Annotated in this window: 24 protein-coding genes; 21 read left to right on the plus strand and 3 right to left on the minus strand. The window is 71.4% G+C overall.

The window, feature by feature from the left end:
- Positions 1 to 13 precede the first annotated feature (13 nt).
- Together JOD60_RS10060 and JOD60_RS10065 are read left to right on the plus strand one after the other, a co-directional pair.
- Positions 14 to 1,180, plus strand: a complete 1,167-nt coding sequence (locus tag JOD60_RS10060) for a M23 family metallopeptidase (protein WP_076690492.1) — start codon at positions 14 to 16, stop codon at positions 1,178 to 1,180.
- Positions 1,180 to 1,446, plus strand: coding sequence for a DUF6112 family protein (locus JOD60_RS10065; protein ID WP_076690493.1), 267 nt, complete (start codon positions 1,180 to 1,182; stop codon positions 1,444 to 1,446). The genes JOD60_RS10060 and JOD60_RS10065 overlap by 1 nt, the downstream gene beginning before the upstream one ends.
- Positions 1,447 to 1,462: 16 nt before the next feature.
- Here JOD60_RS10065 and JOD60_RS10070 read toward each other — a convergent pair whose 3' ends face one another.
- Positions 1,463 to 2,077, minus strand: coding sequence for a class I SAM-dependent methyltransferase (locus JOD60_RS10070; RefSeq protein WP_076690494.1), 615 nt, complete (start codon positions 2,075 to 2,077; stop codon positions 1,463 to 1,465).
- 102 nt (positions 2,078 to 2,179) lie between these two features.
- Between JOD60_RS10070 and JOD60_RS10075 the strand changes: the two genes are divergently transcribed.
- From JOD60_RS10075 to JOD60_RS10115, 9 genes are all read left to right on the plus strand, one after another.
- The gene (locus JOD60_RS10075) at positions 2,180 to 2,449 is read left to right on the plus strand and encodes a DUF6112 family protein (RefSeq protein WP_076690495.1); all 270 of its coding nucleotides are present in this window, start codon (positions 2,180 to 2,182) and stop codon (positions 2,447 to 2,449) included.
- A gap of 40 nt (positions 2,450 to 2,489) precedes the next feature.
- On the plus strand, positions 2,490 to 3,911 hold the full coding sequence (locus JOD60_RS10080) for a TrbL/VirB6 family protein (RefSeq protein WP_076692165.1): 1,422 nt from the start codon (positions 2,490 to 2,492) through the stop codon (positions 3,909 to 3,911).
- 6 nt (positions 3,912 to 3,917) lie between these two features.
- Entirely contained in the window at positions 3,918 to 5,378 is a 1,461-nt protein-coding gene (locus JOD60_RS10085; RefSeq protein ID WP_076690496.1) for an SCO6880 family protein, read from the plus strand.
- A 38-nt stretch (positions 5,379 to 5,416) separates the two neighbouring features.
- Positions 5,417 to 6,589 (plus strand): hypothetical protein, encoded by a 1,173-nt coding sequence (locus JOD60_RS16765; RefSeq protein WP_232321744.1) that lies wholly within the window; start codon positions 5,417 to 5,419, stop codon positions 6,587 to 6,589.
- Positions 6,586 to 8,133, plus strand: coding sequence for a VirB4 family type IV secretion system protein (locus JOD60_RS10095; RefSeq protein ID WP_076690497.1), 1,548 nt, complete (start codon positions 6,586 to 6,588; stop codon positions 8,131 to 8,133). The genes JOD60_RS16765 and JOD60_RS10095 overlap by 4 nt, the downstream gene beginning before the upstream one ends.
- Entirely contained in the window at positions 8,133 to 8,690 is a 558-nt protein-coding gene (locus JOD60_RS10100; protein ID WP_232321745.1) for a hypothetical protein, read from the plus strand. The genes JOD60_RS10095 and JOD60_RS10100 overlap by 1 nt, the downstream gene beginning before the upstream one ends.
- Positions 8,687 to 10,462 carry a type IV secretory system conjugative DNA transfer family protein gene (locus JOD60_RS10105; protein WP_076690498.1) on the plus strand — a complete coding sequence of 592 codons (1,776 nt, stop codon included), beginning with the start codon at positions 8,687 to 8,689 and terminating at the stop codon, positions 10,460 to 10,462. Before JOD60_RS10100 ends, JOD60_RS10105 begins: the two co-directional genes overlap by 4 nt.
- Before the next feature lie 72 nt (positions 10,463 to 10,534).
- Positions 10,535 to 10,972 (plus strand): single stranded DNA-binding domain-containing protein, encoded by a 438-nt coding sequence (locus JOD60_RS10110; RefSeq protein ID WP_076690499.1) that lies wholly within the window; start codon positions 10,535 to 10,537, stop codon positions 10,970 to 10,972.
- A gap of 7 nt (positions 10,973 to 10,979) precedes the next feature.
- Positions 10,980 to 11,594 (plus strand): hypothetical protein, encoded by a 615-nt coding sequence (locus JOD60_RS10115; RefSeq protein ID WP_157127928.1) that lies wholly within the window; start codon positions 10,980 to 10,982, stop codon positions 11,592 to 11,594.
- A 231-nt stretch (positions 11,595 to 11,825) separates the two neighbouring features.
- Here JOD60_RS10115 and JOD60_RS10120 read toward each other — a convergent pair whose 3' ends face one another.
- Positions 11,826 to 13,358 carry a recombinase family protein gene (locus JOD60_RS10120; RefSeq protein WP_084202150.1) on the minus strand — a complete coding sequence of 511 codons (1,533 nt, stop codon included), beginning with the start codon at positions 13,356 to 13,358 and terminating at the stop codon, positions 11,826 to 11,828.
- On the opposite strand from JOD60_RS10120, the gene JOD60_RS10125 reads away from it, so the two are divergent.
- From JOD60_RS10125 to JOD60_RS10155, 7 genes are read left to right on the plus strand one after another with little or no spacing between them, the layout of a single operon-like run.
- Positions 13,350 to 13,892 carry a CpaF/VirB11 family protein gene (locus JOD60_RS10125; protein ID WP_232321746.1) on the plus strand — a complete coding sequence of 181 codons (543 nt, stop codon included), beginning with the start codon at positions 13,350 to 13,352 and terminating at the stop codon, positions 13,890 to 13,892. The genes JOD60_RS10120 and JOD60_RS10125 overlap by 9 nt on opposite strands.
- Positions 13,889 to 14,746, plus strand: coding sequence for a type II secretion system F family protein (locus JOD60_RS10130; RefSeq protein WP_076690500.1), 858 nt, complete (start codon positions 13,889 to 13,891; stop codon positions 14,744 to 14,746). Before JOD60_RS10125 ends, JOD60_RS10130 begins: the two co-directional genes overlap by 4 nt.
- A complete protein-coding gene (locus tag JOD60_RS10135) occupies positions 14,743 to 15,660 on the plus strand; it encodes a type II secretion system F family protein (protein WP_076690501.1) in 918 nt (305 codons plus the stop codon). The genes JOD60_RS10130 and JOD60_RS10135 overlap by 4 nt, the downstream gene beginning before the upstream one ends.
- Before the next feature lie 54 nt (positions 15,661 to 15,714).
- A complete protein-coding gene (locus JOD60_RS10140; protein ID WP_076690502.1) occupies positions 15,715 to 15,894 on the plus strand; it encodes a hypothetical protein in 180 nt (59 codons plus the stop codon).
- 34 nt (positions 15,895 to 15,928) lie between these two features.
- Entirely contained in the window at positions 15,929 to 16,318 is a 390-nt protein-coding gene (locus JOD60_RS10145) for a TadE/TadG family type IV pilus assembly protein (protein ID WP_076690503.1), read from the plus strand.
- Complete coding sequence (locus JOD60_RS10150) at positions 16,302 to 16,829, plus strand: TadE family protein (RefSeq protein ID WP_307823864.1); 528 nt, start codon at positions 16,302 to 16,304, stop codon at positions 16,827 to 16,829. The genes JOD60_RS10145 and JOD60_RS10150 overlap by 17 nt, the downstream gene beginning before the upstream one ends.
- Positions 16,830 to 16,837: 8 nt before the next feature.
- Positions 16,838 to 17,248, plus strand: a complete 411-nt coding sequence (locus tag JOD60_RS10155; protein ID WP_076690505.1) for a pilus assembly protein TadG-related protein — start codon at positions 16,838 to 16,840, stop codon at positions 17,246 to 17,248.
- A 30-nt stretch (positions 17,249 to 17,278) separates the two neighbouring features.
- On the opposite strand, the gene JOD60_RS10160 is transcribed toward JOD60_RS10155, so the two are convergent.
- Entirely contained in the window at positions 17,279 to 18,517 is a 1,239-nt protein-coding gene (locus JOD60_RS10160) for an MFS transporter (RefSeq protein WP_076692169.1), read from the minus strand.
- Between the two features lie 61 nt (positions 18,518 to 18,578).
- Here JOD60_RS10160 and prfB point away from each other — a divergent pair, with 61 nt between their 5' ends.
- The 3 genes from prfB (at position 18,579) to ftsX (ending at position 21,774) form a co-directional block, all read left to right on the plus strand.
- On the plus strand, positions 18,579 to 19,691 hold the full coding sequence (gene prfB, locus JOD60_RS10165; protein ID WP_076690506.1) for a peptide chain release factor 2: 1,113 nt from the start codon (positions 18,579 to 18,581) through the stop codon (positions 19,689 to 19,691).
- Between the two features lie 80 nt (positions 19,692 to 19,771).
- Positions 19,772 to 20,863, plus strand: a complete 1,092-nt coding sequence (gene ftsE, locus JOD60_RS10170) for a cell division ATP-binding protein FtsE (RefSeq protein WP_076690507.1) — start codon at positions 19,772 to 19,774, stop codon at positions 20,861 to 20,863.
- On the plus strand, positions 20,860 to 21,774 hold the full coding sequence (ftsX, locus tag JOD60_RS10175; RefSeq protein ID WP_076690508.1) for a permease-like cell division protein FtsX: 915 nt from the start codon (positions 20,860 to 20,862) through the stop codon (positions 21,772 to 21,774). Before ftsE ends, ftsX begins: the two co-directional genes overlap by 4 nt.
- Positions 21,775 to 21,780 lie beyond the last annotated feature (6 nt).

The raw sequence follows: 21,780 nt of genomic DNA on the forward strand, positions 1-21,780 counted from the left end.
GGGCGGTGTCCTGATGTGGAAGAAGCTCGCCGCCGCCGCGATCGTTCTGCTGTTTCTGGCCCCCTCGGTCGTGCTCGTCGGGGTCGCTGCGGTGGTCAACCCAGCGATGACCGCCTGCGCGCCGGGATCGCTGATCGTCGGCCCGATCCCGGATTCCCTGACCGCCACCACCCGCAACGGGGAGACCATCACCCTGAACAAGACGCAGCTCACGCACGCGGCGACGATCATCACCACAGGCTCCCAGACCGCCGGAGTCGGCCGGCCCGGCGTGGTGATCGCGCTGATGGCGGCGCTGACCGAGTCCACGCTGCGGATGCTCGCCAACACCGGCACCTACCCCGAATCGGCGGACTACCCGAACGACGGCAACGGCGGTGACCGCGACAGCCTGGGCCTGTTCCAGATGCGCCCGCAATCCGGGTGGGGCACCGTCGCCGACCTCATGGACCCGACCTATCAGGCGCGCGCGTTCTACGGCGGACCCACCGGCCCCAACTACCCCTCGCCGCGCGGCCTGCTCGACATCCCCGGTTGGCAGAGCATGGACCCCGGCGAAGCCGCGCAAGCCGTCGAAGTCTCCGCGTACCCGGACAGGTATCAGAACTATCAACCGGTCGCCGAAGCCATCCTCGCCGCCCTCACCCGCCCCGCACCCACCGGGGTCGGTGGTGCCCCGGTGGTGCCGGAGACCACCCGGATCGTGTTCCCGCTGCCGGAGGGGACGTGGGTGCGCACGAGCCCGTTCGGGTGGCGCACACACCCGACCACCGGGGAACGCTCCTTCCACACCGGCTCGGACTTCGCCGCCGCGGACGGCACCCCGATCCTCGCCGCCGCAGACGGCGTCGTGGTGCTGGCGGAGTTCTCCGGCGGCTACGGCGGCCTGATCGTCATCGAGCACACCGTGGGCGGGCAGCGGGTCGCGTCGTACTACGCGCACATGTGGGAGCACGGCATCCACGTCACCGGAGGGCAGACGGTCACCGCCGGGCAGCACATCGGCGATGTCGGCTCCTCCGGCCAGTCCACGGGGCCGCACCTGCACTTCGAGATCTACCCCGGCGGGCGAGGCGCTGAACCCGTCGACGGGGACGCCTGGTTGACCGACCACGGCGCGGAAGGCATAAGTGGCGGCGCCACCACCCTGGCCTCCTGCACGGCAGGCGGTGGGCTCTGATGGACGTGTTCCCCGACTTCGGCGGCGTCGGCGGCGCGAGCGACCTACGCGCGATCGTCGGCGCGCTGCTGATGTTCGTCCTCGTGATCGCCGTGCTGATGCTGATCGTCTGCTCGATCGTCTGGGCAATAGCCTCATCCTCCGGCAACTACCAGGCCGCCACCAAAGCCCGCACCGGCCTGTTCGTCTCCCTCGGCGCCGCAGCCCTCGCCGGCGCCGGGGTCGCCTGGGTCAACTTCCTCCTCGGCGTCGGCGAACAGCTCTGACCGCGGACGCAGCCGATCAGTCCGAGCCGGACCGGGTTCGACGGGCGATGATCGCCCCGTGCGGCCGGGCGCCGGGGTCCGTGCGCGTGTACCGCGCAGTCACGGTGAACCCGGCTTCCTCCACCGCTTGTGCGAGCGCGTCGATAGTCCAGACGTAGGCGGTGGTCACCGCGTGATCGAACGCGGCGACCACCGGGCCGTCGAAGAATCCGAGTGCGAGCGACCCGTCCGGAGTGAGGGCGCGGGCGAGGGCGCCGAGCACGGCCGGGACACGGGCGGGGTCGGTGTGGATGAGCGAGTACCAGGCCAGGATGCCGCCGAGACTGGCGTCCGCGACGTGCAGGTGCTCGGCTTGTCCGACACGGAACGGGACATTCGGGTAGGTCGCCGTGGCGTGGTCGATGAATGCGGGCACCGGGTCGATGCCTTCGATGTCGTGACCTCGTTGGTGCAGCCACGCCGTCCAGTGTCCCGGCCCGCACCCGACATCGAGGATCAGGCCGGGGACGTCCTCCGCCCATTCCCCGATCAGTTCCCTGTCTTGCTCGGCCGTGGCCTCGATGAACCCTAGGGCGTCGATGTACTCGCCCGCACGCTTCGCATACGCGGCCCCCACTCGACTCACTGACACGTCTCCACGATACGAGCCACCATCCGCGCTGCTCTCGGTGCGGGGTGACGGGGTGCACCTGACCGTCGAGAACACGTCTCGTGAACAGTCAGGAGCACCCTCGTGATCGACATCGACCCCAACAGCTCGGGCCTTCCCGGTATCGAGCAACTGCGCATCATCGTCGGCGCGGTGATGACCGTGGGCCTGATCCTTTCCGTCCTCGCGCTGATCGTCTCGGCGATCGTGTGGGGGTTCGGCGCCAACTCCTCCAACCCGCACCTCGCCTCCCGCGGGAAGGTCGGTGTGCTCGTGTCGTGCGGGGCGGCGATCATCTGCGGTGCCGCGGTGACGCTCATCAATTTCTTCTGGAGCGTCGGGCAGGCCGTCTGATGACCACCCGAGCAAGGCACCATCCGTGGGGGTGGGTGCGGTGAGCATCTGCGATGTCCCGGTCATCTCCTCGGTCTGCGATGCGGTCGGCGAGGGCACCGCGTCGCTGATCGCGGCACCGTTCGACTGGCTCGGGCAGGCGATGGCCGGTGCTGCCGCGTGGCTGTTCGAGGCGGTGTGGTGGGTGTTCGATACCACCACTCTCGTCGACGTCACGTCCGCGGAGTATGTCGGCGTCTACAACGTCCTGTTCGGTGTCGCGATCTTCGTGATGCTCGTGTTCTTCTGCTTGCAGCTCATCACCGGCCTCATCCACCGCGACCCCACCGCGCTCAGTCGTGCCGCCCTCGGCCTCGCCAAGAGCGTGCTCGGGTCGTTCCTGGTCATCACCCTGACCGCGCTGCTGCTGGAAGTGACCGATCAGCTCGCGGTGGGGATCGTGCAGGCGACCGGGAACACGATGGAAGGGATGGGGACCCAGATCGGGCTCCTCGCCACGGGACTTGCCGGGATCAACATCGCCGCCCCTGGCGTCGGCGCGATCCTGACCATCTTCCTCGCCGGCCTTGCCATCAGTGCGGCGGCAATCGTCTGGTTCTCCCTCCTCATAAGGAAGGCGCTGCTGCTGGTCGCGATCGTGTTCGGACCCATCGCCCTGGCCGGGGCGACGTGGGATGCGACCAAGGGCTGGTTCGGCAAGTGGGCGGCGTTCGTGATCGCGCTGATTCTCTCCAAGCTCGTCCTGGTGGTGATCTTCCTGGTCGCCATCGGCCAGGTGTCCGCCCCGATCGAGGCGGACCTTGCCTCGATCAGCGACCCGATCGCGGGGGTGGTGCTGATGTTCGTTGCGGCGTTCGCGCCGTACATCACCTACAAGTTCCTGTCGTTCGTGGGGTTCGACATGTACCACGCGATGAGCTCGGAACAAGAGGCGAAGTCGGCGCTGAACCGGCCCGTCCCCGTCCCGTCCGCCCCGCAGGGCGACACCGCCAAGAAAGTCCTCGACGGCGGCAACCCCGGCACCGGCGCCAGCGGTGCCGGTGGAGGCGGGGCGGCTCCGAAGGGCGCCGCCGGGACCACGGCCAGCGCGGGAACGACAGGGACCGCCGCAGGCACAACCGCTGCATCCGGCGGAGCGAGTGCCGGCGCTGGCGCCGGCGCGGGTGCGGGGGCCGGCGCTGCGGGTGCTGGGGCGGCGGCTGGTCCGGTCGGTGCGGCCGTGATCGTCGGGGGCGCGGTCGTCAAGGGCGCCGCGACCGCCGGGCCGAAGGCCGGGACCGCCGTCGGCGGAGCCGCCGACGGCCACGCCGGGGCAGCAGCGGAGCAGGCCGCTCCGCCGCCGGTCCCGCCCGCCACCGCGAACCCCGCCCCGACCGTGCCGCCCTCCTCCGGGTCTGCGCCGCGCCGTTCCCAGCCGGCACCGCCGCCGTCGACCAAGCCTGCCGCTTCTGGGAAGGAGTGACCCCTGATGGCCACCACTACGCACGCCGACTACCCGCTGGCCCCGGTGCAGTTCTCTCGTCTCACGCGCCGTGGAATCTTGCTGGGCCTGTCGTTGCCGCAACTGATCGTCCTCGGCATCGCGATCCTCATCGTCGTCGCCTCCCTCTACACGGCAGGGGGCATGGGTCTGGCCTGGACCTCCCCTGTCTGGGCCGGCGCTGCGCTTCTCGCGGTCATCCCCGCCGGCGGGCGGAAGGTGATCGAGTGGGTGCCCATCCTTGCCCGCTGGGCGGCGCGAACCTATCTCGGGCAGCTCATCCACCGCCGCCGGGTCATCGCCCCGCGCCCAGCCGGAACCCTCGCCCTGCCCGGGGATGCCGCGGCCCTGCGGGAGTGGGAGGACCCGGAGACCGGGGCGGGCATGATCCACGACCCCCACGCGCAGACCCTCACCGTCATCCTCGGCGTCTCCCATCCCGCGTTCGTGCTCCTGGACCCCGGCGAGCAGCAGCGCCGCGTGTCCGGGTGGGGGCGCGTGCTGGCCGCCTCGTGCCGGTCCGGACGAATCGCGCGGATTCAGGTGTCCGAACGGACCCTGCCCGACTCCGGGACCGGGCTCGCGGAGTGGTGGGCCACCCACGGCACCGACGACGGCTCGTGGGCTGCAACCACCTACGCCGAACTCATCGACCGGGCCGGCCCCGCCGGGGAACGCCACGCCACCACCATCAGCCTCGCACTCGACATGAAAGCCGCCGCCCGGCAGATCAGGACCGCCGGCGGCGGGATAAGAGGCGCCGCGGCGGTGCTGCGGCAGGAGATGACCACGCTCACGACGGCGCTGCGCGCGGCGGAGCTGTCCAGCACCGGTTGGCTCACGCCAGGAGAGGTCGCCGTCATCCTCCGCTCCGCCTACGACCCCGCCGCCGCGCCCGCCCTGGAACGACACGGCGATCTCGGCCGCGACCTCGCCACCGCAGGCCCGGTCGCGGTCACCGAGACGTGGGAACGGCTGCGGTCGGATTCCGCGCACCATGCAGTGCTGTGGATCACCGAATGGCCCCGCTCCCAGGTCTATCCGGGGTTCCTGGCCCCGCTCGTGCTCACCGGCGGCATCCTGCGCACCCTCTCCCTGCACTACACCCCCGTCCGCGCCGACCAGGCCGCCCGCGACCTGCGGAAGAAGAAAACCGAACTCATCAGCGATGCCGCCCAGCGCCGCAAGATCGGGCAGATCGAAGACGCAGGCGCATCCGCCGAGTTGGACGACGTGCTGCAACAGGAGGCCGATCTGACCGCCGGGCACGGCGTCCTGCGCGTCACCGGCCTCATCAGCATCTCCGCGCCCACCGTCGATGAGCTCGACGCCGCGGTCGCCGCGGTCGAGCAGTCCGCGATCCAAGCGTCCTGCGAAACCCGCCGCCTGGTCGGCCAGCAAGCCCAGGCGTTCACCGCCGCCGCGCTGCCGCTGTGCCGAAACGTCTGACCACCCCCACCCGACCGCACTTGCGAGGAGTTCCGATCATGCCGACCTTCACCCATCCGGTAGACGACGCCGCCGAGGCATCCCAGGCGCTGCGGGGGCTCGCCCACGCGACTCGCACGTTCGCCGACCCGGCTGACACTTACGCGGTGCTCGGTGATCTGCTGGCGGGGGTGCGGTCGCTGCGGCAGGTGCTCGACCAGCTCGCCGCCGCCCACATCGGCGGTCGGTCCCGCGCGCATGACGACGCCGGCAACCAGACCGCCGGGGCGACCGCTGCGCTGGCGGCTGCCGACGAGCTGCACCAGGCCGGCACCCTGCTGGATGCGGTGCATGACCGGGTGGACGCGGCAATGTCGCAGTCCGGGCGGATCGCCTGGCACCCCGCACCGGAACCGCTCGACACCTCCGGCGCCGTGCGTGCCACGGTGCAGGCCGGGGAGCTGACGTTGACAGTGTGGCCGGACGTGCCGCTGGGTGAGCACCAGCGGTACGCGTACCTGATCCAGCACCCCGCCACCGGGCAGAGCATCGAAGGGCGGGACCTGTTCACCGGGACCGGAGCGCCGGTGTCCCCGGCGCGGGCGCTGCGGGAGCTCGCGGTGTTCCTATCCGCCGCCGGCGATTCCCGCCAGTACGCGCTCGATCACCCCGGCGACCACACCGACCACGACGGGGCGTTCCCCGAATGGGTGGCCGACGCCGCCCGCCGCGACCCCGACAGCCTGGCCGAGCTGATCGACCACGACCCCGACCTGCCCGACACGACCGACCGGCGATGGGTGAGTGTCGTGTTCCTCCAAGGGGAGGACGCGGACCGTGTGCTCGACATCATCGACCGAGACGGCACGGACGCCGCGATCGACCACCTCACCGGCTACGACTTCGGGGAGGAGACGACCCAGGCCGCGCTCGAGAACGGATACGTCTACGACACACCCCCTGTCGGGACCCTCGACCGCACCGCGACCCACGGCACCTACACCCTCACCTACAGTCCCTTCCTCAGCCACGTCTCCCTGCTGCGTGCCCACCACGCTGCCCCCGACCCGGAGCTGGGCGCGGTCGCCGCACCGGCCCCCGCCTCGGCGTCGGTATCGGCCGCGGGGACGTCGGAGCGTGCGCAGGCGCGGACGCGGCGATCGGAGGGGAAGGACTGGTTCGCGCGCCGGCCGGGCGCGTCTGCGTCGCAGGGGCGGGGGCTGGCGCTGTGACCGGGCAGGAGGAGGGCCGGCTGCATACGGCGGTGCTGGTCGGCCCGGAAGGCGAACGCCGCCGGCACCGCAAGGCCCGCAGACAGGCCGCGACCCGGATCGAGACCACCGCCCGCGAGATGCGGAAGGCGCAGGCGAAAGCCCGCTGGCAGGCCGAGCAGGCCGAGAAACGCGCCACCACCTACCTGCCCGCCGCCGGCGAGCCGGGACCGGCGGCGCTGCGGACACCGGTCCGGTTCCGACTCCCCAAGCACCAAGACACGAGTGCGACCCTCGCCGGCCAGTACCCGTTCCTCGCCGAAGGCGGCCTCGGCAGCCAAGGGGTGTTCGTCGGCCAAGACCTCTACTCCGGCGGGTCGTTCGTGTACGACCCGTGGGTGCTCTACCAGCGGGGCCTCATCACCGCCCCAAATGTCGTGCTGGCCGGGATCGTCGGGTCGGGGAAGTCGTCGCTGGCGAAGTCCCTCTACACCCGCTCCCTCCCGTTCGGCCGTCGCGTGTACGTTCCCGGCGACCCGAAAGGCGAGCACACCGCCGTCGCCGAAGCAGTCGGCGGACGAGCGATCGTCCTCGGCCACGGCCTGTCGAACCGCCTCAACCCACTCGATGAGGGACACCGGCCTTCCGCCGTGTCGGATGCGGAATGGGCGATGCAGGTCGCCTCCCGCCGCCGCGACCTGATCGGCGCTCTCGCGGAGACCGTGCTGGACCGGCCGCTCTCGCCGCTGGAGCACACCGCCATCGACCTCGCCCTGAGGGACGCCGTGAGGTCGGCGGAGGTGCCGATCCTGCCGATGGTCGTCGACCGCATCCTCGCCCCCAACCCCGCCGACGACGAAGACGGGCGCCTCGCCGAAGACGGCCGCCTGGTCGGACATGCTCTGCGTCGCCTGGTCGCCGGAGACCTCCAAGGACTCTTCGACGGCCCCTCGACGGTCCGGTTCGACCCGTCCCTGCCGATGGTGTCCCTGGACCTGTCGAGGGTCGCGGAGAACGCCACGCTCATCTCCGTGCTGATGACGTGTTCCTCCGCGTGGATGGAGTCGGCGCTGTCGGACCCGGACGGCGGCCAACGGTGGGTGATCTACGACGAAGCCTGGCGCCTCATGCAATACCCCGCCCTGCTGCGCCGCATGGACGCCCAATGGAGGCTCGCGAGGCATTTCGGGATCGCGAACATGCTGATCTTCCACAAGCTCACCGACCTCGACAACGTCGGCGACCAAGGTTCCGCCATGCGCGCCCTCGCCTCGTCCTTATTGGCGAACGCCGAGACCAGGATCATCTACCGGCAAGAGCCCGACCAGCTCGGCGCGACCGCGACCGCGCTCGGGCTCACCGGCACGGAGCAGAAGCTGCTCCCCGGGCTCGGCACCGGGCAGGGCCTGTGGCGGATCAAGGACCGCTCCTTCGTCGTCCAGCACCAGCTCCACCCCGCCGAACTCGCCGCGTTCGACACCACCGGACGCATGACCCAGAAAGGCCGCGAGTTCAGGAATCTCGACGGTTCTTCGGGAATCTCGAACGATCGGCAGGAATCCTGATGGCCCGCCCGCGCTACAAGCGCACCACCCCCAACCCCGACCCAGACCGTGAGAGCGAGACACCGCCGGTCCCGGTCGTGCTGCCACAAGTGGTCATCACCGTCGCGCCTACCGGGACCTTGACGGTCACCGTGGACGGGGAGCCGGTGGCGCCGGAACCGTTCGCACCAGCGTGGCGGCGGGAGGACTTCGCCCGCGTGCTCGACCAGCTCACCGACACGCACCGTTCGGCGGTGAGGGTCGAGGTCCGTGAGGCGGACGGAACGGTGTTCACCGACATCATCACCCCCAGCACACGCCGCCGCCGGCCCGCACCCGACCCTACCCCGGACCGCCCTGCACGTCAGGCGATGCCGGAGCTGGTCGTCCTGCACGGGGCGGGCTTCGTGCCCGGTGAGGATGTCGCCATAGCGGTGGTCATCGCGCACGGCGATGCCGCCCCGGACGGGACCATGCGCGCCCTGCTCACCGCCGAACAGGCTGGCGCGTCTCCGACCCGCGAGGTGATCCTGCTCGGCCGCGTCTCCGGCACCCTCACGATCGGGCACCCCGGATGAGCACCCCCAGGCCATCCGGGTCCCTCGGCGACGAGCTCAGCAACCTCGGCATCGGCATCCTCATCTCAGCCGCGATCCTCGCCGCCATCCTCCGCGGCGCCGGGTCCGTCGCCGCCTGGATCACCGGCACCACCCAACCCGCCGGCGGTATCGAGGCCGGCCTGGGCGTGCTGCTGAACCCCGGCGACCCGGCCACCGCGCTCGACGCCCCAGGTCTGGGCGCGGTCGCGTACTGGATCACCGCGAGCGTCCTCATCCTCACCGCAGGCGCGGCCGGGTGGTGGGGGTGGCGGCTGCTGCGCGATCACGGCCGGCAGGTGAAGACCGACCCGTACCGGATCGCCGGGATCGCCACCCGCACCGAGGTCGCACGCGCCGGCTCCGAGAAGGCGCTGCTGCACCGGGCCGGACACCTGCGCCCCTCCCTGGACACCCCGCAACCCACAGATGTCGGATACCGGATCGGCGCGTCCCGCGGGCACGGAGTATGGGCGTCGGTGGAGGACTCGATTCTCCTGCTCGGCCCGCCCCGGTCCGGCAAAGGCGCCCATATCGTCATCAACGCGATCCTTGACGCGCCCGGCGCGGTGGTCACCACCAGCACCCGCCCGGACAACCTCGCCGCGACCCTCCGCGCCCGTGAGCGCCGCGGCGGGCCGGTGGCGGTGTTCGACCCTCAGCACCTCGCCGAAGGCGTCCCCGCCGGCCTGCGCTGGTCACCGATCCGCGGATGCGAGGACCCGCTGACGGCGATGATCCGCGCCACCGGACTCGCCGCCGGCACCGGCCTGTCCGCCGGCGGTGTCGAAGGCGGCGGATTCTGGGAAGGGAAGACCCGCACCGCTCTCCAAGCCCTCCTGCACGCCGCCGCCCTCGACCACCGTCCACCGGGCGAGCTGTTCCGGTGGACCCTCGACCCGTCCGCCGCCGCGGACGCGGTCGCGATCCTCACCGCGAACCCGAACGCGGCAGTCGGGTGGGCGGAAGGCTTGCAAGCGATGATCGACTCCGACCCCCGCACCCGCGACTCCATCTGGCAAGGCGTCTCCCTCGCCCTGGCCGCCCTCGCAGACCCCCGCGTCCTCGACGCCGTATCCCCACGGGAGGGCGAGGACTTCGACCCCGAAGCGTTCCTCCGCGCCAAAGGCACCCTCTACCTCCTCGCGACCGGCGCGGGAGCCAACAACTCCGCCGCACTGGTCGCGGCATTCGTGGAGGATGTCGTGGAAGCCGCACGCCGGATCGCCGCGACCAGCCCCGGCGCACGCCTGGACCCGCCGCTGCTGCTCGCGCTGGATGAGGTCGGCAACCTCGCCCCGCTCCCGTCGCTGCCGACCCTGATGGCCGAAGGAGGCGGCACCGGGATCACCACCATGCCCGTCCTCCAAAGCCTCGCCCAAGCTCGCGAGAAGTGGTCCGAGAACGCCGCCGGTGCCATCTGGGACGCCAGCATTGTGAAGATCATCCTCGGCGGCGCATCGAACTCGAAAGACCTCCACGACCTCACCACCCTCATCGGCGAGCGGGACGAGGTGACCGACTCCACCACCGTCGGCGACCACGGGTCCCGCACCGCGCAACGCTCCATCCGGCGGGTGCCGATCATGCCACCTGACGCGATCCGCACCCTCCCGTTCGGCACCGCCCTCGTCCTACTCCGATCCGCCCCGCCCATCGTCACCAGGCTCCGCACCTGGACCCAGCGACCCGACGCGACCAGGCTGCGCGCGGACCGCACGGAGGTCGAGGCACTGCTGCAACAGCGACCGTAGGGGCGGGTGAGCGCACCTGCCTGGCATGGAGGCCCCGGATTCTCGGGGTCGTTGATGTCAGGAGGAAGTCTGATGGCTGTCCGCACTCACCAGTCCTTGTCGGGGTATGTCGCCACGGAGCCGTCCACGGACCCGGCCCGCGACGGCACGCCCCGCTTCTACGCCCGCGCCGGCCAGCGGCAGGGCCGCCGGGAACGGGACGGCACCTACACGAAACTGCCCACCGAGTACGTCCCTATCGTCGCCTACGGCGACGCCGCCGAGGAAGCGGCCGCGCTGCTGTCCAAGGGGACCGGGTTCGTCGCCGAGGGCCGGTTCCGCCCGGTCCGGGACCGCACCGACCCAGCCACGATCACCGGGCAGGAGTTCGAGATGTGGAAGGTCGGACGCCGCCCCACCGCCGCCGTCCCCGACGTCCCGACCGATCAGCCCACCCGGCACCGCGACCTGCCCGTGCAGTTCACCGCACCACGCAGCACCCGCCCGTCCGCACCCGCCCCGGCTCTGTGAGGCTGAGATGACCGAGCACACCGCTACCGCGCCTGAACCCGACGACGCGCCAGAGCCTCCCACCGACATCGACGCCGAAACCGAGGACGCCGCGGAGGAGTCGAATGAGAGCGGCCAGGGCGAGGAACTGCCCGAGCCGCCGCATCCGGTCAACTGGAACCTGCTCACCGCCGACGAGGCCAAGGTCGAGTGGCGGGAGCTGAATAAGTGGGTGAACTGGTTGCGCCGCACCTACGGGCTTCCCGCCAGCGTCCTCCCGCCGTTCTGGCACCGGCATGCAGAGCTGGTATGGGAGCTGAGCGCGTTGCATCTGCACTGGCTGTGCGCGTATGACCCGGAGGAGAACGGGTCCGCGCCGCTGGGCTGGCACCGCGACTTCGCCGAGGCACGAGGACGACTGCGGGAGTGGGTCGCCGCGTCCGGCACCCGCCTGGACCGCGACCGTCCCACACGGCAGACCGCCTGGCCCGGCGAGAAGCCCGCCCCATCCGTCGAGGACATCGTCATCCCGCACCGCGATGCCGACTTCGCACAGTTCACGGGGGAGGATATCGCCGCCCGCCGTCAGGCCGAGGACGAGTTCTACGCCGGCCTCAACCCGGACACCGGAGAGTTGCCGTGACCACCACCCTGCGGCCCGAGCCTCGCCTGGACGCGATACCAGACGGTGCTGGCGCGGCCCCGCGGACGCCGGCACTCGCCGGGGACTTCGACATTCGAGAGTGGACGCGGCAGGCGTGCGAGGCATCCGGGGTGTCCTTCGCGGTCACCGATCCAGTGGCACTCGACCGGCTCCGCGCGCTCGTTGCCCACCCCGGATGATGCCCGCCCGCCGTGCGCGGGCGGCTGCCGGTCAGGCTTTGAAGGTGAGCTGGACCCGTCCGGGCCGGAACCGGGAGCCGCAGTTCGGGTCCGGGAGGACAACGAGCGTGTCGATCAGCGCGTTCAGGATCGCCCGCTTCTGCCCGACCGTCCACTCCTCGTACCAAGCGTGCCGCAGAGCGGCCTCGTCGCCGATGGGGAGTCCTTTGAGGGCGTCGCCGCGGTTCAGGGTGCCGAGGGTGGTTTCGGCTTCTCTGACGGCGTTCTGCGCCGCGACACGGCCCGCGTGGTATTCGCTGCGGGCCAGCAGCCCCGCGCCGTAGTCGCGGGCTAGGTCTTCCATCCGGTGCCGTGCCGCCATGATCCGCCCCATCGCCTCCGCGACCGCACCGCCCGTCTTGCCGTCATCGGCGGGCAGGGTCGTCGCCGCGAGCCGGGCGATCACCGCCTCAGACACCACCGTCTCCAACCCGGTCGCCGTCACCGAAAGGCCGCCGCGTTCTGGGTGGCCGGGGACGGGCATGCAACGGTAGTAGCGGCGCTTCGCATCCGAGGGGCCGCGACGGTTCTTGCCCGACACCAGCCCGGAGCCACACTTCCCGCACGTCGCGATCGCCGACAACAGGTTGATCGAGGACGCCCCGACCCGGCGGTCCGGGTGGGAGAGCATCGCCCGGATACGGGTCGTCTCCTCTGGGGTGATGATCGCCTCCCAGCTCCCCGGACCCAGAATCTCCCGCCCCGCCGGAGCATCCCCACGCTTCCGTGCCGGCTCGTAGGCGCGCTGACCCGAGATACGCGCGGACACCAGGATCGACTTCACCGTCGTCGCGTGCCACACCCCGAGCGTCTTGCCCGTGTGCGCCTGCGGGGCCGGGAACCCCGACTCCTCGTTCAGCCACGCCGTGATCGACCGCAACGACTGGCCCGCCAGGAACCTGTCAGCCATTTCACGGATCACCGCCGCCTGCTCCGGGATCAACACGCCGCCGGTGCCGTACCCGAACTTCGCCGCCCCATGCCAATCACCACGCTCGGCCTTCTGCCGGTTCGCGCGCCTGATCCGGTCGGCCTTGTGCCCGGACTCGTACGCGGCCATCGCGACGAGCTGGCGAGCCATCAACCGGCCCTCATGCGTGTTCAGATCGAACGCGCCCCCCATCACCGCCTCGATACGGATCGGGTGCGACTCCACCAAGTCGATCAAGTCTTCCAACTCGCGCGGGCGCCGGTAGAGGCGATCCACATGCCAGACCACGACCCGCGACGGACCCTGCCTGACACGAGCCAGCATCTTCTCGAACTCGGGGCGCTTCTTGTTCAGATACGCCGACGTGTCGTTGTCCATAAACACGTCCCCAGCGGCCACATCCAGGCCAAGGCGACCGCACAGGGCCAGGCAGTCATCGCGCTGCCGCTCGACGCCGGCCTCCTCGCCCGTCCGGTCCTCGCTGATCCGCAGATACACCAGCACCTGCTCCGCGACACCAGTAACCTCGCCCGTCCGCGGCCTCTCCAACTCACTCATCGCCATCTCGACACCTCCACTCAACAGGTGCGTCATTCGCACCAAGTGGAGAAGACGACGATGCTCGCGGCGCTGATCGGCGCATGTCCGCCGGAGCAGCGGCTGATCACGGTCGAGGAGACGTTCGAGCTCGCCGTGCATGCGCCGGACATCGTCGCGCTGCAGGGCCGGCAGCCGAGTCTGGAGGGCACCGGCGCCGTGAGTCTGCGCCGGCTTGTGAAGGAGGCGCTGCGGATGCGGCCCGACCGGCTGATCGTCGGCGAGGTGCGCGATGCCGAGGCTCTGGATCTGCTGTTGGCGCTGCACACCGGGGTGCCCGGTGCCGCCACCATCCACGCGAACTCGGCCACAGACGCGCTGAGCCGGCTGGCGACGCTGCCGCTGCTGGCCGGGCGCAACATCGACGCCGGGTTCGTGCTCCCGGCGATCGCGACCGGTGTGGACCTCGTCGTGCACTGTCGGCGTGCGGCCGACGGGAGCCGCTTCGTCGCGGAGATCGTGGAATCCACCGGTCGCGTCGTCGACGGCACGATCCAGACGCGGCCGGTGTACCGGCGGGCCGAGTCGTGACGATCGTCTGGGGTGCGGTGCTGGCCGCCGGCATCCTGCTGATGATCTCGCCGTGGCTGTGGCCGGGTGGGATGCGCCGCGGCCCCGCGTCGTCGGACGGCCGGGTGAACCGGATGCTGCAGGAGGCGGGCTTCGCGCACGCGCCCGCGGGGCGCCCGGTGCTCATCGCGGTCGTGCTCGCCGCCGTCGGTGCCGCTGTGGCGTGGCTGGTCACCGGCCTCCCCGCGGTCGCGCTCGTCGCGGCCGTCGCGGCCGGCTGGAGCCCGTTCGCGTGGCTGCGCGCGCGGGGGCGCCGTCTGCGCCGCTCGCGGCGCGCGCTGTGGTCCGACGTGTGCGAGCTGCTGATCTCGTCCGCGCGCGCGGGCATGTCGCTGCCGGATGCGGTCTCCGCGCTCGCCGCGAACGGACCGCCGCCGCTCCGGGGCGCCTTCGCGCGGTTCGCCGCGGACATGGCGGCCTCGGGCCACTTCGACTCCAGCGCGCTCCGGCTGAAGGCGGCTCTGGCCGACCCGGCATCCGATCGGATCATCGAGACGCTCCGGATGGCGCGACAGGTGGGCGGGACCGAGCTGGTCAGCGTGCTGCGTGCGCTCTCGGCATCCGTCCGCGCCGACGCGACGCTGCGCGCCGAAGTCGAGGCGCGGCAGTCCTGGGTGCGGGGTGCGGCGGTGGTCGGCGTCGTCGCGCCGTGGGTGGTGCTCGGCCTGCTCGCGATCCGGCCGGAGGGAGCCGCCGCGTACGCGACCGCGGGCGGCGTCATGGTCGTGCTGATCGGGGCCGCCGTCTCCGTCGTGGCGTACCGGCTGACGCTGCGGCTCGGCCGGCTCCCCGAACCGCAGCGGTGGTTCGGATGAACCTCGTCAGCCTCGCCGCCTGCGCCGTCGTGCTCGGCACGGCGTTCGCCGCCGGAGTCCTCCTGGCCGCGGTGCGGGTGCCGCGCTGGTCCGCGCCGACGCTGTCGCGCCGCATCGCGCCGTACCTGCGGGACATCGCCGACCCGCGTGGGCTGACGCCGCTCGCGCCGACGCCCGTGTTCGGCACCTGGCGCGCGCTGCGCGACCGGATCGCGGCGGGATGGGGCGGCGGCGAGGCCCTCGCACGCCGACTGCGGCAGGCGGGGTGGGCCCCTGACGTGGTCGCGTTCCGCGCGACGCAGCTGGCCTGGGGTGTCGGCGGTCTCGCCGCAGGCGGGGTGCTCGCCGTGGCGTTCACCCTCGCCGGGCGTGGCGGACCCGTCCTCGCGCTGCTGCCGCCGCTGCTGGCCGTCGCGGGGCTCGTGGGGTGGGATCACCGGCTCAGCCGGGCGGCGCGGCGCCGCACCGCGCGAGTGGAGGAAGAGCTTCCGACCGTGCTGGAGTTCCTCTCCCTGTGCCTGGCGGCCGGTGAGGGTCTGCGCGACGCGCTGCGCCGCGTCGGCGACGTCGGCTCGGGCGAGCTCACGGCGGAGCTCCGCGGGGCGGTTCTCGCCAGCGGCACCGGGTCGAGCCTTCCGGACGCGCTGCTTGCCGTTGCGAAGGCGCTCGATGTGCCGGCGCTGTCCCGAGCGATCGAGCACCTCGTCGCGGCGATGGACCGCGGCGCCCCGCTCGCGCACGTCCTGCAGGATCAAGCCGTCGACGCCCGCGAGGACGCCAAGCGGGCGCTCATCGAGGCGGCGGGCCGCAAGGAGATCCTGATGCTCCTGCCCTTGGTGTTCCTCATCCTGCCGTTGTCGGTTCTGTTCGCCGTGTTCCCTGGCATCGTGATGCTCCGGCTCGGCCTGGGCTGACCCGCCTGTGGATAACTTGCGCGGCGCCGGCGGGATTCGCGCACACTGCGGGGTATGAGAAAGGCAATCCGCTGGATCGTCCGCGACGTCGTCGACGACGAGACCGGAGATGTCCCGGGATGGGTTCTGGTGACGCTCATGACCGCCGGCCTCGTGGTCGCGATCTGGACTCTCGCCGGGCCCGCGCTCGCGGACTTGTTCGAGCAGGCGCTGGAGCGCGTGTCAGGCTTCTGACCTCGCGCGATCGGACGTGGGTGTGAGCGGGAGAATGCGACGGCTGCGGGACGACGATGACGGCTCCAGTGCCGTCGAGTTCGTCCTCGTCGGGACGCTCTTGACCCTGCTGACGCTCGCGGTGCTGCAGCTGGCGCTCGCGGTCTACATCCGCAACGTCGTCCACGACGCCGCCGTCGAGGGGGCGTATCACGGCGCACTCGCCGATACCGACGCCGCAGCCGGCGCCGCGCGTACGGCAGCGCTGATCTCGACGGCCGTGGGCGGGGCGCTGGATGCCGAGGTCAGCGCAGCCGACACCGACGGCGACCGCGGCGCGGAGGTGGAGGTCACCGTCGTCGCGACCCTGCCGCTCATCGGGCTGCTCGGCGTGCCCGGCGGAATGGAGGTAACCGCGCGTGCCCCGCGTGAGAGCTTCGACTGACGCCGGCGCGATCGCCGACCGCGGCGGCGTCCGCCCCCGGAGCGACGCCGTAGCTGACGGGGGAGTGGAAACCGGTCTCGCCGGCGACGCCGGCTCGGCGGCGCTCGAGTTCATCCTCGTCGGCCTCGTGCTGCTCGTGCCGATCGTGTACCTGATCGTGGCGCTCGGCGCGATCCAGGGGCAGTCGCTCGGCGTCGAGACCGGCGCCCGTCAGATCGCCCGGACCATCGCCTCGGCGCCCGACACGGTCACCGCCGACCAGCGTGCCGAGCGGGTGCTCGCCGCGATCGTCGCGGAGTACGGGCTGGATCCGAGTGCCGTCGACGTCGACGTTCGCTGCGTCGACACATCCCCGGACTGTCCGGCCGCGGGCGCCCTGCTCTCGGTCATCGTCCGGACCGAGATCCCGCTGCCGCTCGTCCCGCCGATCCTGGGCCTGGATCAGTTCGCGCGCGTCCCGGTCGAGGCGACCTCGGTGCAGAAGGTCTCGCGTTTCTGGGTGGAACCGTGAGTCGGCCGGTGCGCTCCGCGGCGGACGACGAGGGGAGCGTGCTGCTGCTCACGCTCGGCTACGCGATCCTCGCGCTCGTGCTGGTGCTCGTCTGCGTCGACGCCACGAGCCTGTATCTCGCGCAGAAGCGGGCGGATGCCGCGGCCGACGCCGCCGCGCTCGCGGGCGCCGACGGGTTCGTCCTGACCGTCACCGCGGGTGGTGCCACCGCGGAGCTCACCGACGACGGCGTGGCCGAGCAGGCCGCCGCGCTGTTGGCGGCCACCGGCACCGCGACGCTCGTGAGCGCCGGCACCCCCGACGGGACCTCCGCGGAGGTGACGGTGCAGACGCAGTGGCACCCGCCGGTGCTGACGCTGTTCGTCCCCGAGGGATGGACGCTGCAGGCGACCGCTACGAGCCGCACCGCACTGCGCTGAGAGAACCGCTGCCGGAGTGCGCCGCCCGTCTCACCGGGCGCGCGGCACGAAGCGCGGCACCCATCGGAGGAACGCGGCGGCGCCGGCCAGTCCGATCACGCCGACGACGCCCGTGGCCGCCGACAGGGACAGCGCCGCCGCGATCGCCGAGACGAGGAGCGGAGACAGCGCGCCGCCGGCATCCGTCAACGTCCGCCACGATCCGAGGAACGGTGCAGGATCGTCCTGGGGCGCGACGTCGGCGCCGAGGGTGAGGAGGATGCCGCTGGACAGCCCGTTGCCGACGCCCAGCACCGCGGCGAACAGCGCGAACCACATCGCGGAGTCATCGAGGTCGTGGGTCACCGAGAGGGCGAGGAATCCGGCGCCCATGAGCACCATCGCGGGCAGCGCCGCCCACAGCCGGCCGAAGCGGTCCATGACCTGGCCGCTCGCGTAGAACAGAGCGAAGTCGATCGCTCCCGAGACGCCGACGACGAGCGCGATGGTCTGCGCGTCCAGTCCGATGGAGACGCCCCACAGGGGCAGTACGACCTGGCGGGCGGAGCGGACAGCCGACAGGGATGCCGCGGCGAGCCCGAGGCGTGACAGCACATCACGATGGCGCCACATGGTGCGGAACACGCCGGCGCGGCCCGGCACCGGGATCGCGCCCGTGACGACCTCGCCGGTGTCTTCGCTGAGACGCGCATCGCGGGTCGCGGGAGCCGCGACCTGCGTCTCGGGGTCGGGACCGAAGACGACGAGGGCGACGGTGGCCACGAGGCACGCGCCGAAGAACCAGACGGTCGCGTGCTCGTCGCCGAAGATCGCGAGCAGGACGGCGGCGATGAACGGCCCGACGAACATGCCGAGTCGGAACGTCCCGCCCAGCAACGACAGGGCGCGCGCCCGGAACGCCAGCGGAACGCGTGTCGTCATGAACGAGTGGCGGGCAAGGCCGAAGGCCGCGGCGCAGAACCCGATGAGGAGAACCGCTGCTGCGAGCACCGGGAGGCTCGGTGCGAGCAGCAGCCCGGCGACGCCGGCGAGGGCGAGGACCCCGCCGCCGGCCATCGTCACGCGTTCGCCGACGCGCGCCACCGCCCACCCTGCGGGGATGTTGCCGCAGAGCTGCCCGACAACCAACGCCGCCGCGACGAGCGCTGCGGTGGGGACGTCGGCGCCGAGCTCGGCCGCGATCACCGGAAGCAGTGGCACGACGGCGCCCTCGCCGAGGGCGAACAGCACCGTGGGGCCGTAGATCATCGGAGCGAGTCGCCACAGCATCCGCCCCATCTCGGGTGCGGGGTCGGCGGTGCTCACCCTGTTCACGTTAGTCTGGACTGTCATGCTTGATTTCGATCCTTCCGCCGACATCCAGGCCCTGCGCTCCACCTTCGCCGACATCCAGGCGGTGGTCGACGTCGAGGGGCTGCGTGCCGAGATCGCGCGCCTGTCCGAGGAGGCCGGCGCTCCCGATCTCTGGGACGACGTCGAGAAGGCGCAGAAGGTGACGAGTGCGCTCAGCCACCGCCAGGCCGACCTCAAGCGCGTCACCGACGTCGAACAGCGCCTCGACGACCTCGATGTGCTCGTGGAGCTCGCCCACGAGATGGACGACGAGGACACCGCCGACGAGGCCCGCAAGGAGATCGCCGAGCTGCAGGACGTCATCGGCCAGCTCGAGGTGCAGACGCTCCTCGACGGCGAGTACGACGACCGGCCCGCCGTCGTCACGATCCGCTCGGGAGCCGGCGGCGACGACGCCACCGACTTCGCCGAGATGCTGCTGCGCATGTACCTGCGCTGGGCGGAGCGTCACAAGTACGCCGTCAAAGTGATGGACACGTCCTACGCGGAGGGGGCCGGCATCAAGTCGGCGACCTTCGAGGTCGATGCCCCGTACGCGTACGGCACGCTGTCGGTCGAGGCCGGCACCCACCGCCTCGCCCGCATCAGCCCGTTCGGCGGTGCCGACAAGCGGCAGACCTCCTTCGCGGCTGTCGAGGTGATCCCCGCGCTCGAGGAGGCCGTCGAGGTCGAGGTTCCCGAGAGCGACATCCGCGTCGATGTGTTCCGGTCATCGGGCCCCGGCGGGCAGTCCGTCAACACGACCGACTCCGCCGTGCGCATCACCCACCTGCCGACGGGTCTCGTCGTCTCCATGCAGAACGAGAAGAGCCAGATCCAGAACCGCGCCGCCGCGATGCGCGTGCTGCAGACGCGCCTGCTGCTGCTCAAGCGCGAGGAGGAGGCCGCGAAGAAGAAGGAGCTCGCCGGTACCATCACCGCGAGCTGGGGCGACCAGATGCGCTCGTACTTCCTCTACGGCCAGCAGCTGGTCAAGGATCTGCGCACCGGATACGAGGTCGGCAACCCCGCCGTCGTGTTCGACGGCGATCTCGACGGCCTCATCGCGGCCGGCATCCGCTGGCGCAAGCGCAAAGACGACGACGACTGATCCGGCAGATTGCGCCGGACGAGCGCGCCAGGGGTGTCGCACCCGGCATCCGCGGCGCCCGCGCTTAGGCTCGACAGGTCATGATCCGGTTCGAGCACGTCACCAAGAGATACCGCGGGACCAGCAAGCCGGCGCTGAGCGACGTCGACTTCGAGGTGCAGCGCGGAGAGTTCGTCTTCCTGGTCGGCGCGTCCGGCTCGGGGAAGTCCTCCTGCCTGCGGCTGATCCTCCGCGAAGACAATCCGAGCGACGGCCGCGTCGTCGTGCTCGGGCGAGATCTGCGGACCCTCTCCACCCGCAAGGTCCCCTACTTCCGCCGCCACATCGGCTCGGTGTTCCAGGATTTCCGCCTGCTGCCGAACAAGACCGTCTTCCAGAACGTCGCGTTCACGCTGCAGGTCATCGGCTCGTCCCGCGCGTTCATCCAGCAGGCGGTCCCGGAGGTGCTCGCCCTGGTCGGCCTGGACGGCAAGCAGAAGCGACTGCCGCACGAGCTCTCCGGCGGTGAGCAGCAGCGCGTCGCGATCGCCCGCGCGCTCGTCAACCGCCCGCAGATCCTCCTCGCCGACGAGCCGACCGGCAACCTCGACCCCGCCACGTCGGTGGACATCATGCAGCTGCTGGCTCGCATCAACGCCGGCGGCACGACCGTCGTGATGGCCACCCACGAGGCCGGATTCGTCGATCAGATGAAGCGCCGCGTGATCGAGCTGCGCGGCGGCGTCATGGTCCGCGACGATCGTCACGGCGGCTACGGCGACACCTCCGCGATCCCGAGCCTCACGCCCCAGGTGGAGAAGGGCGCGGCCGCGACAGCCGCTCTCACCGCGGTCCTCGAGCTGCAGCGGCAGATCGCGTCCGCTCCGGTCCAGCCCGTCCCCGTGCTCACCGAGCCGGCGACGGATGCCGGGACCCCGGCATCCACGCCGGCGCGCCCCGCTGCCTCCGCCGCGACCGACGTCCCTGCCGCGCGGCAGACCCCGCCCCAGGCCCCAGCCCAGGCGCCGGCCCCGGTCCCGGCCGAGCCCGCGCCGCTGACGCGACCGATCGCCATCGACGCCCCCGAGGTCGACCTCGGCGAGCTCGGTCTCGGTGACATCGACCTCGGAAAGCTCGGCGTCGCCGATCGGCTCGATGAACGGCAGGACGACGAAGTGGGGCCGACCTCATGAGGGCGGGACTGATCCTCTCCGAAGCGCTGACAGGACTGCGCCGCAACGCGTCGATGGTCATCTCGGTGATCCTCGTCACATTCGTCTCGCTGACCTTCGTGGGCGCCGCGATGCTGATGCAGATGCAGATCGGCAAGATGAGCGCCTACTGGGCCGAGCGCGCGCAGGTCTCGATCGTGATGTGCCGTGATGACTCCACCGTGACCACGTGCGCCGAGGGGGCGGCGACGCAGGAGCAGCTCGACGAGGTCGCCACGCGACTGGCGAGCCCGGCGCTGGCCGACATCGTGCGCGACGTGCGGTTCGAGTCGGCCGATGAGGCGTACGAGAACCTCCTGAAGCTCTACGGCGACGAGTACAAGGACTACGTCACCCCCGCTCAGCTGGGGGAGACGTACTGGGTGGGCCTCGTCGACCCGGGCAAGTCCGACGTGATCACCGAGGCGTTCAACGGCATGACCGGCGTCGAGGGCGTGAAGAATCAGATGCAGTACCTCGAGCCGCTGTTCTCGGCGCTCACCGTCGCGACCTACATCGCGGTCGGCATCGCCGTCCTCATGCTCATCGCGGCGGTCCTGCTCATCGCGACGACCATCCGGCTGTCCGCCTACGCGCGCCGCAGAGAGGTCGGCATCATGCGACTGGTCGGCGCGTCCAACCGCTTCATCCAGACGCCGTTCATCCTCGAGGGCGTCGCCGCGGCGTTCATCGGTTCGCTTCTGGCCGGCGCGGCGATCGTGCTGGGCGTGCACTTCGGCGTGGGGCAGTACCTCCACGACCGGGTCACCTTCATCACGGACTGGGTGGGGATGTCGGATGCCGCGATCGTCATCCCCGTCATCATCATCATCGGGCTGGTGCTCGCCGCGTTGTCGGCGGGCTTCGCGATCCGCCGCTGGCTGCGCGCCTGATCCCGG

This window comes from Microbacterium aurum (assembly GCF_016907815.1).
GTDB lineage: Bacteria > Actinomycetota > Actinomycetes > Actinomycetales > Microbacteriaceae > Microbacterium > Microbacterium aurum.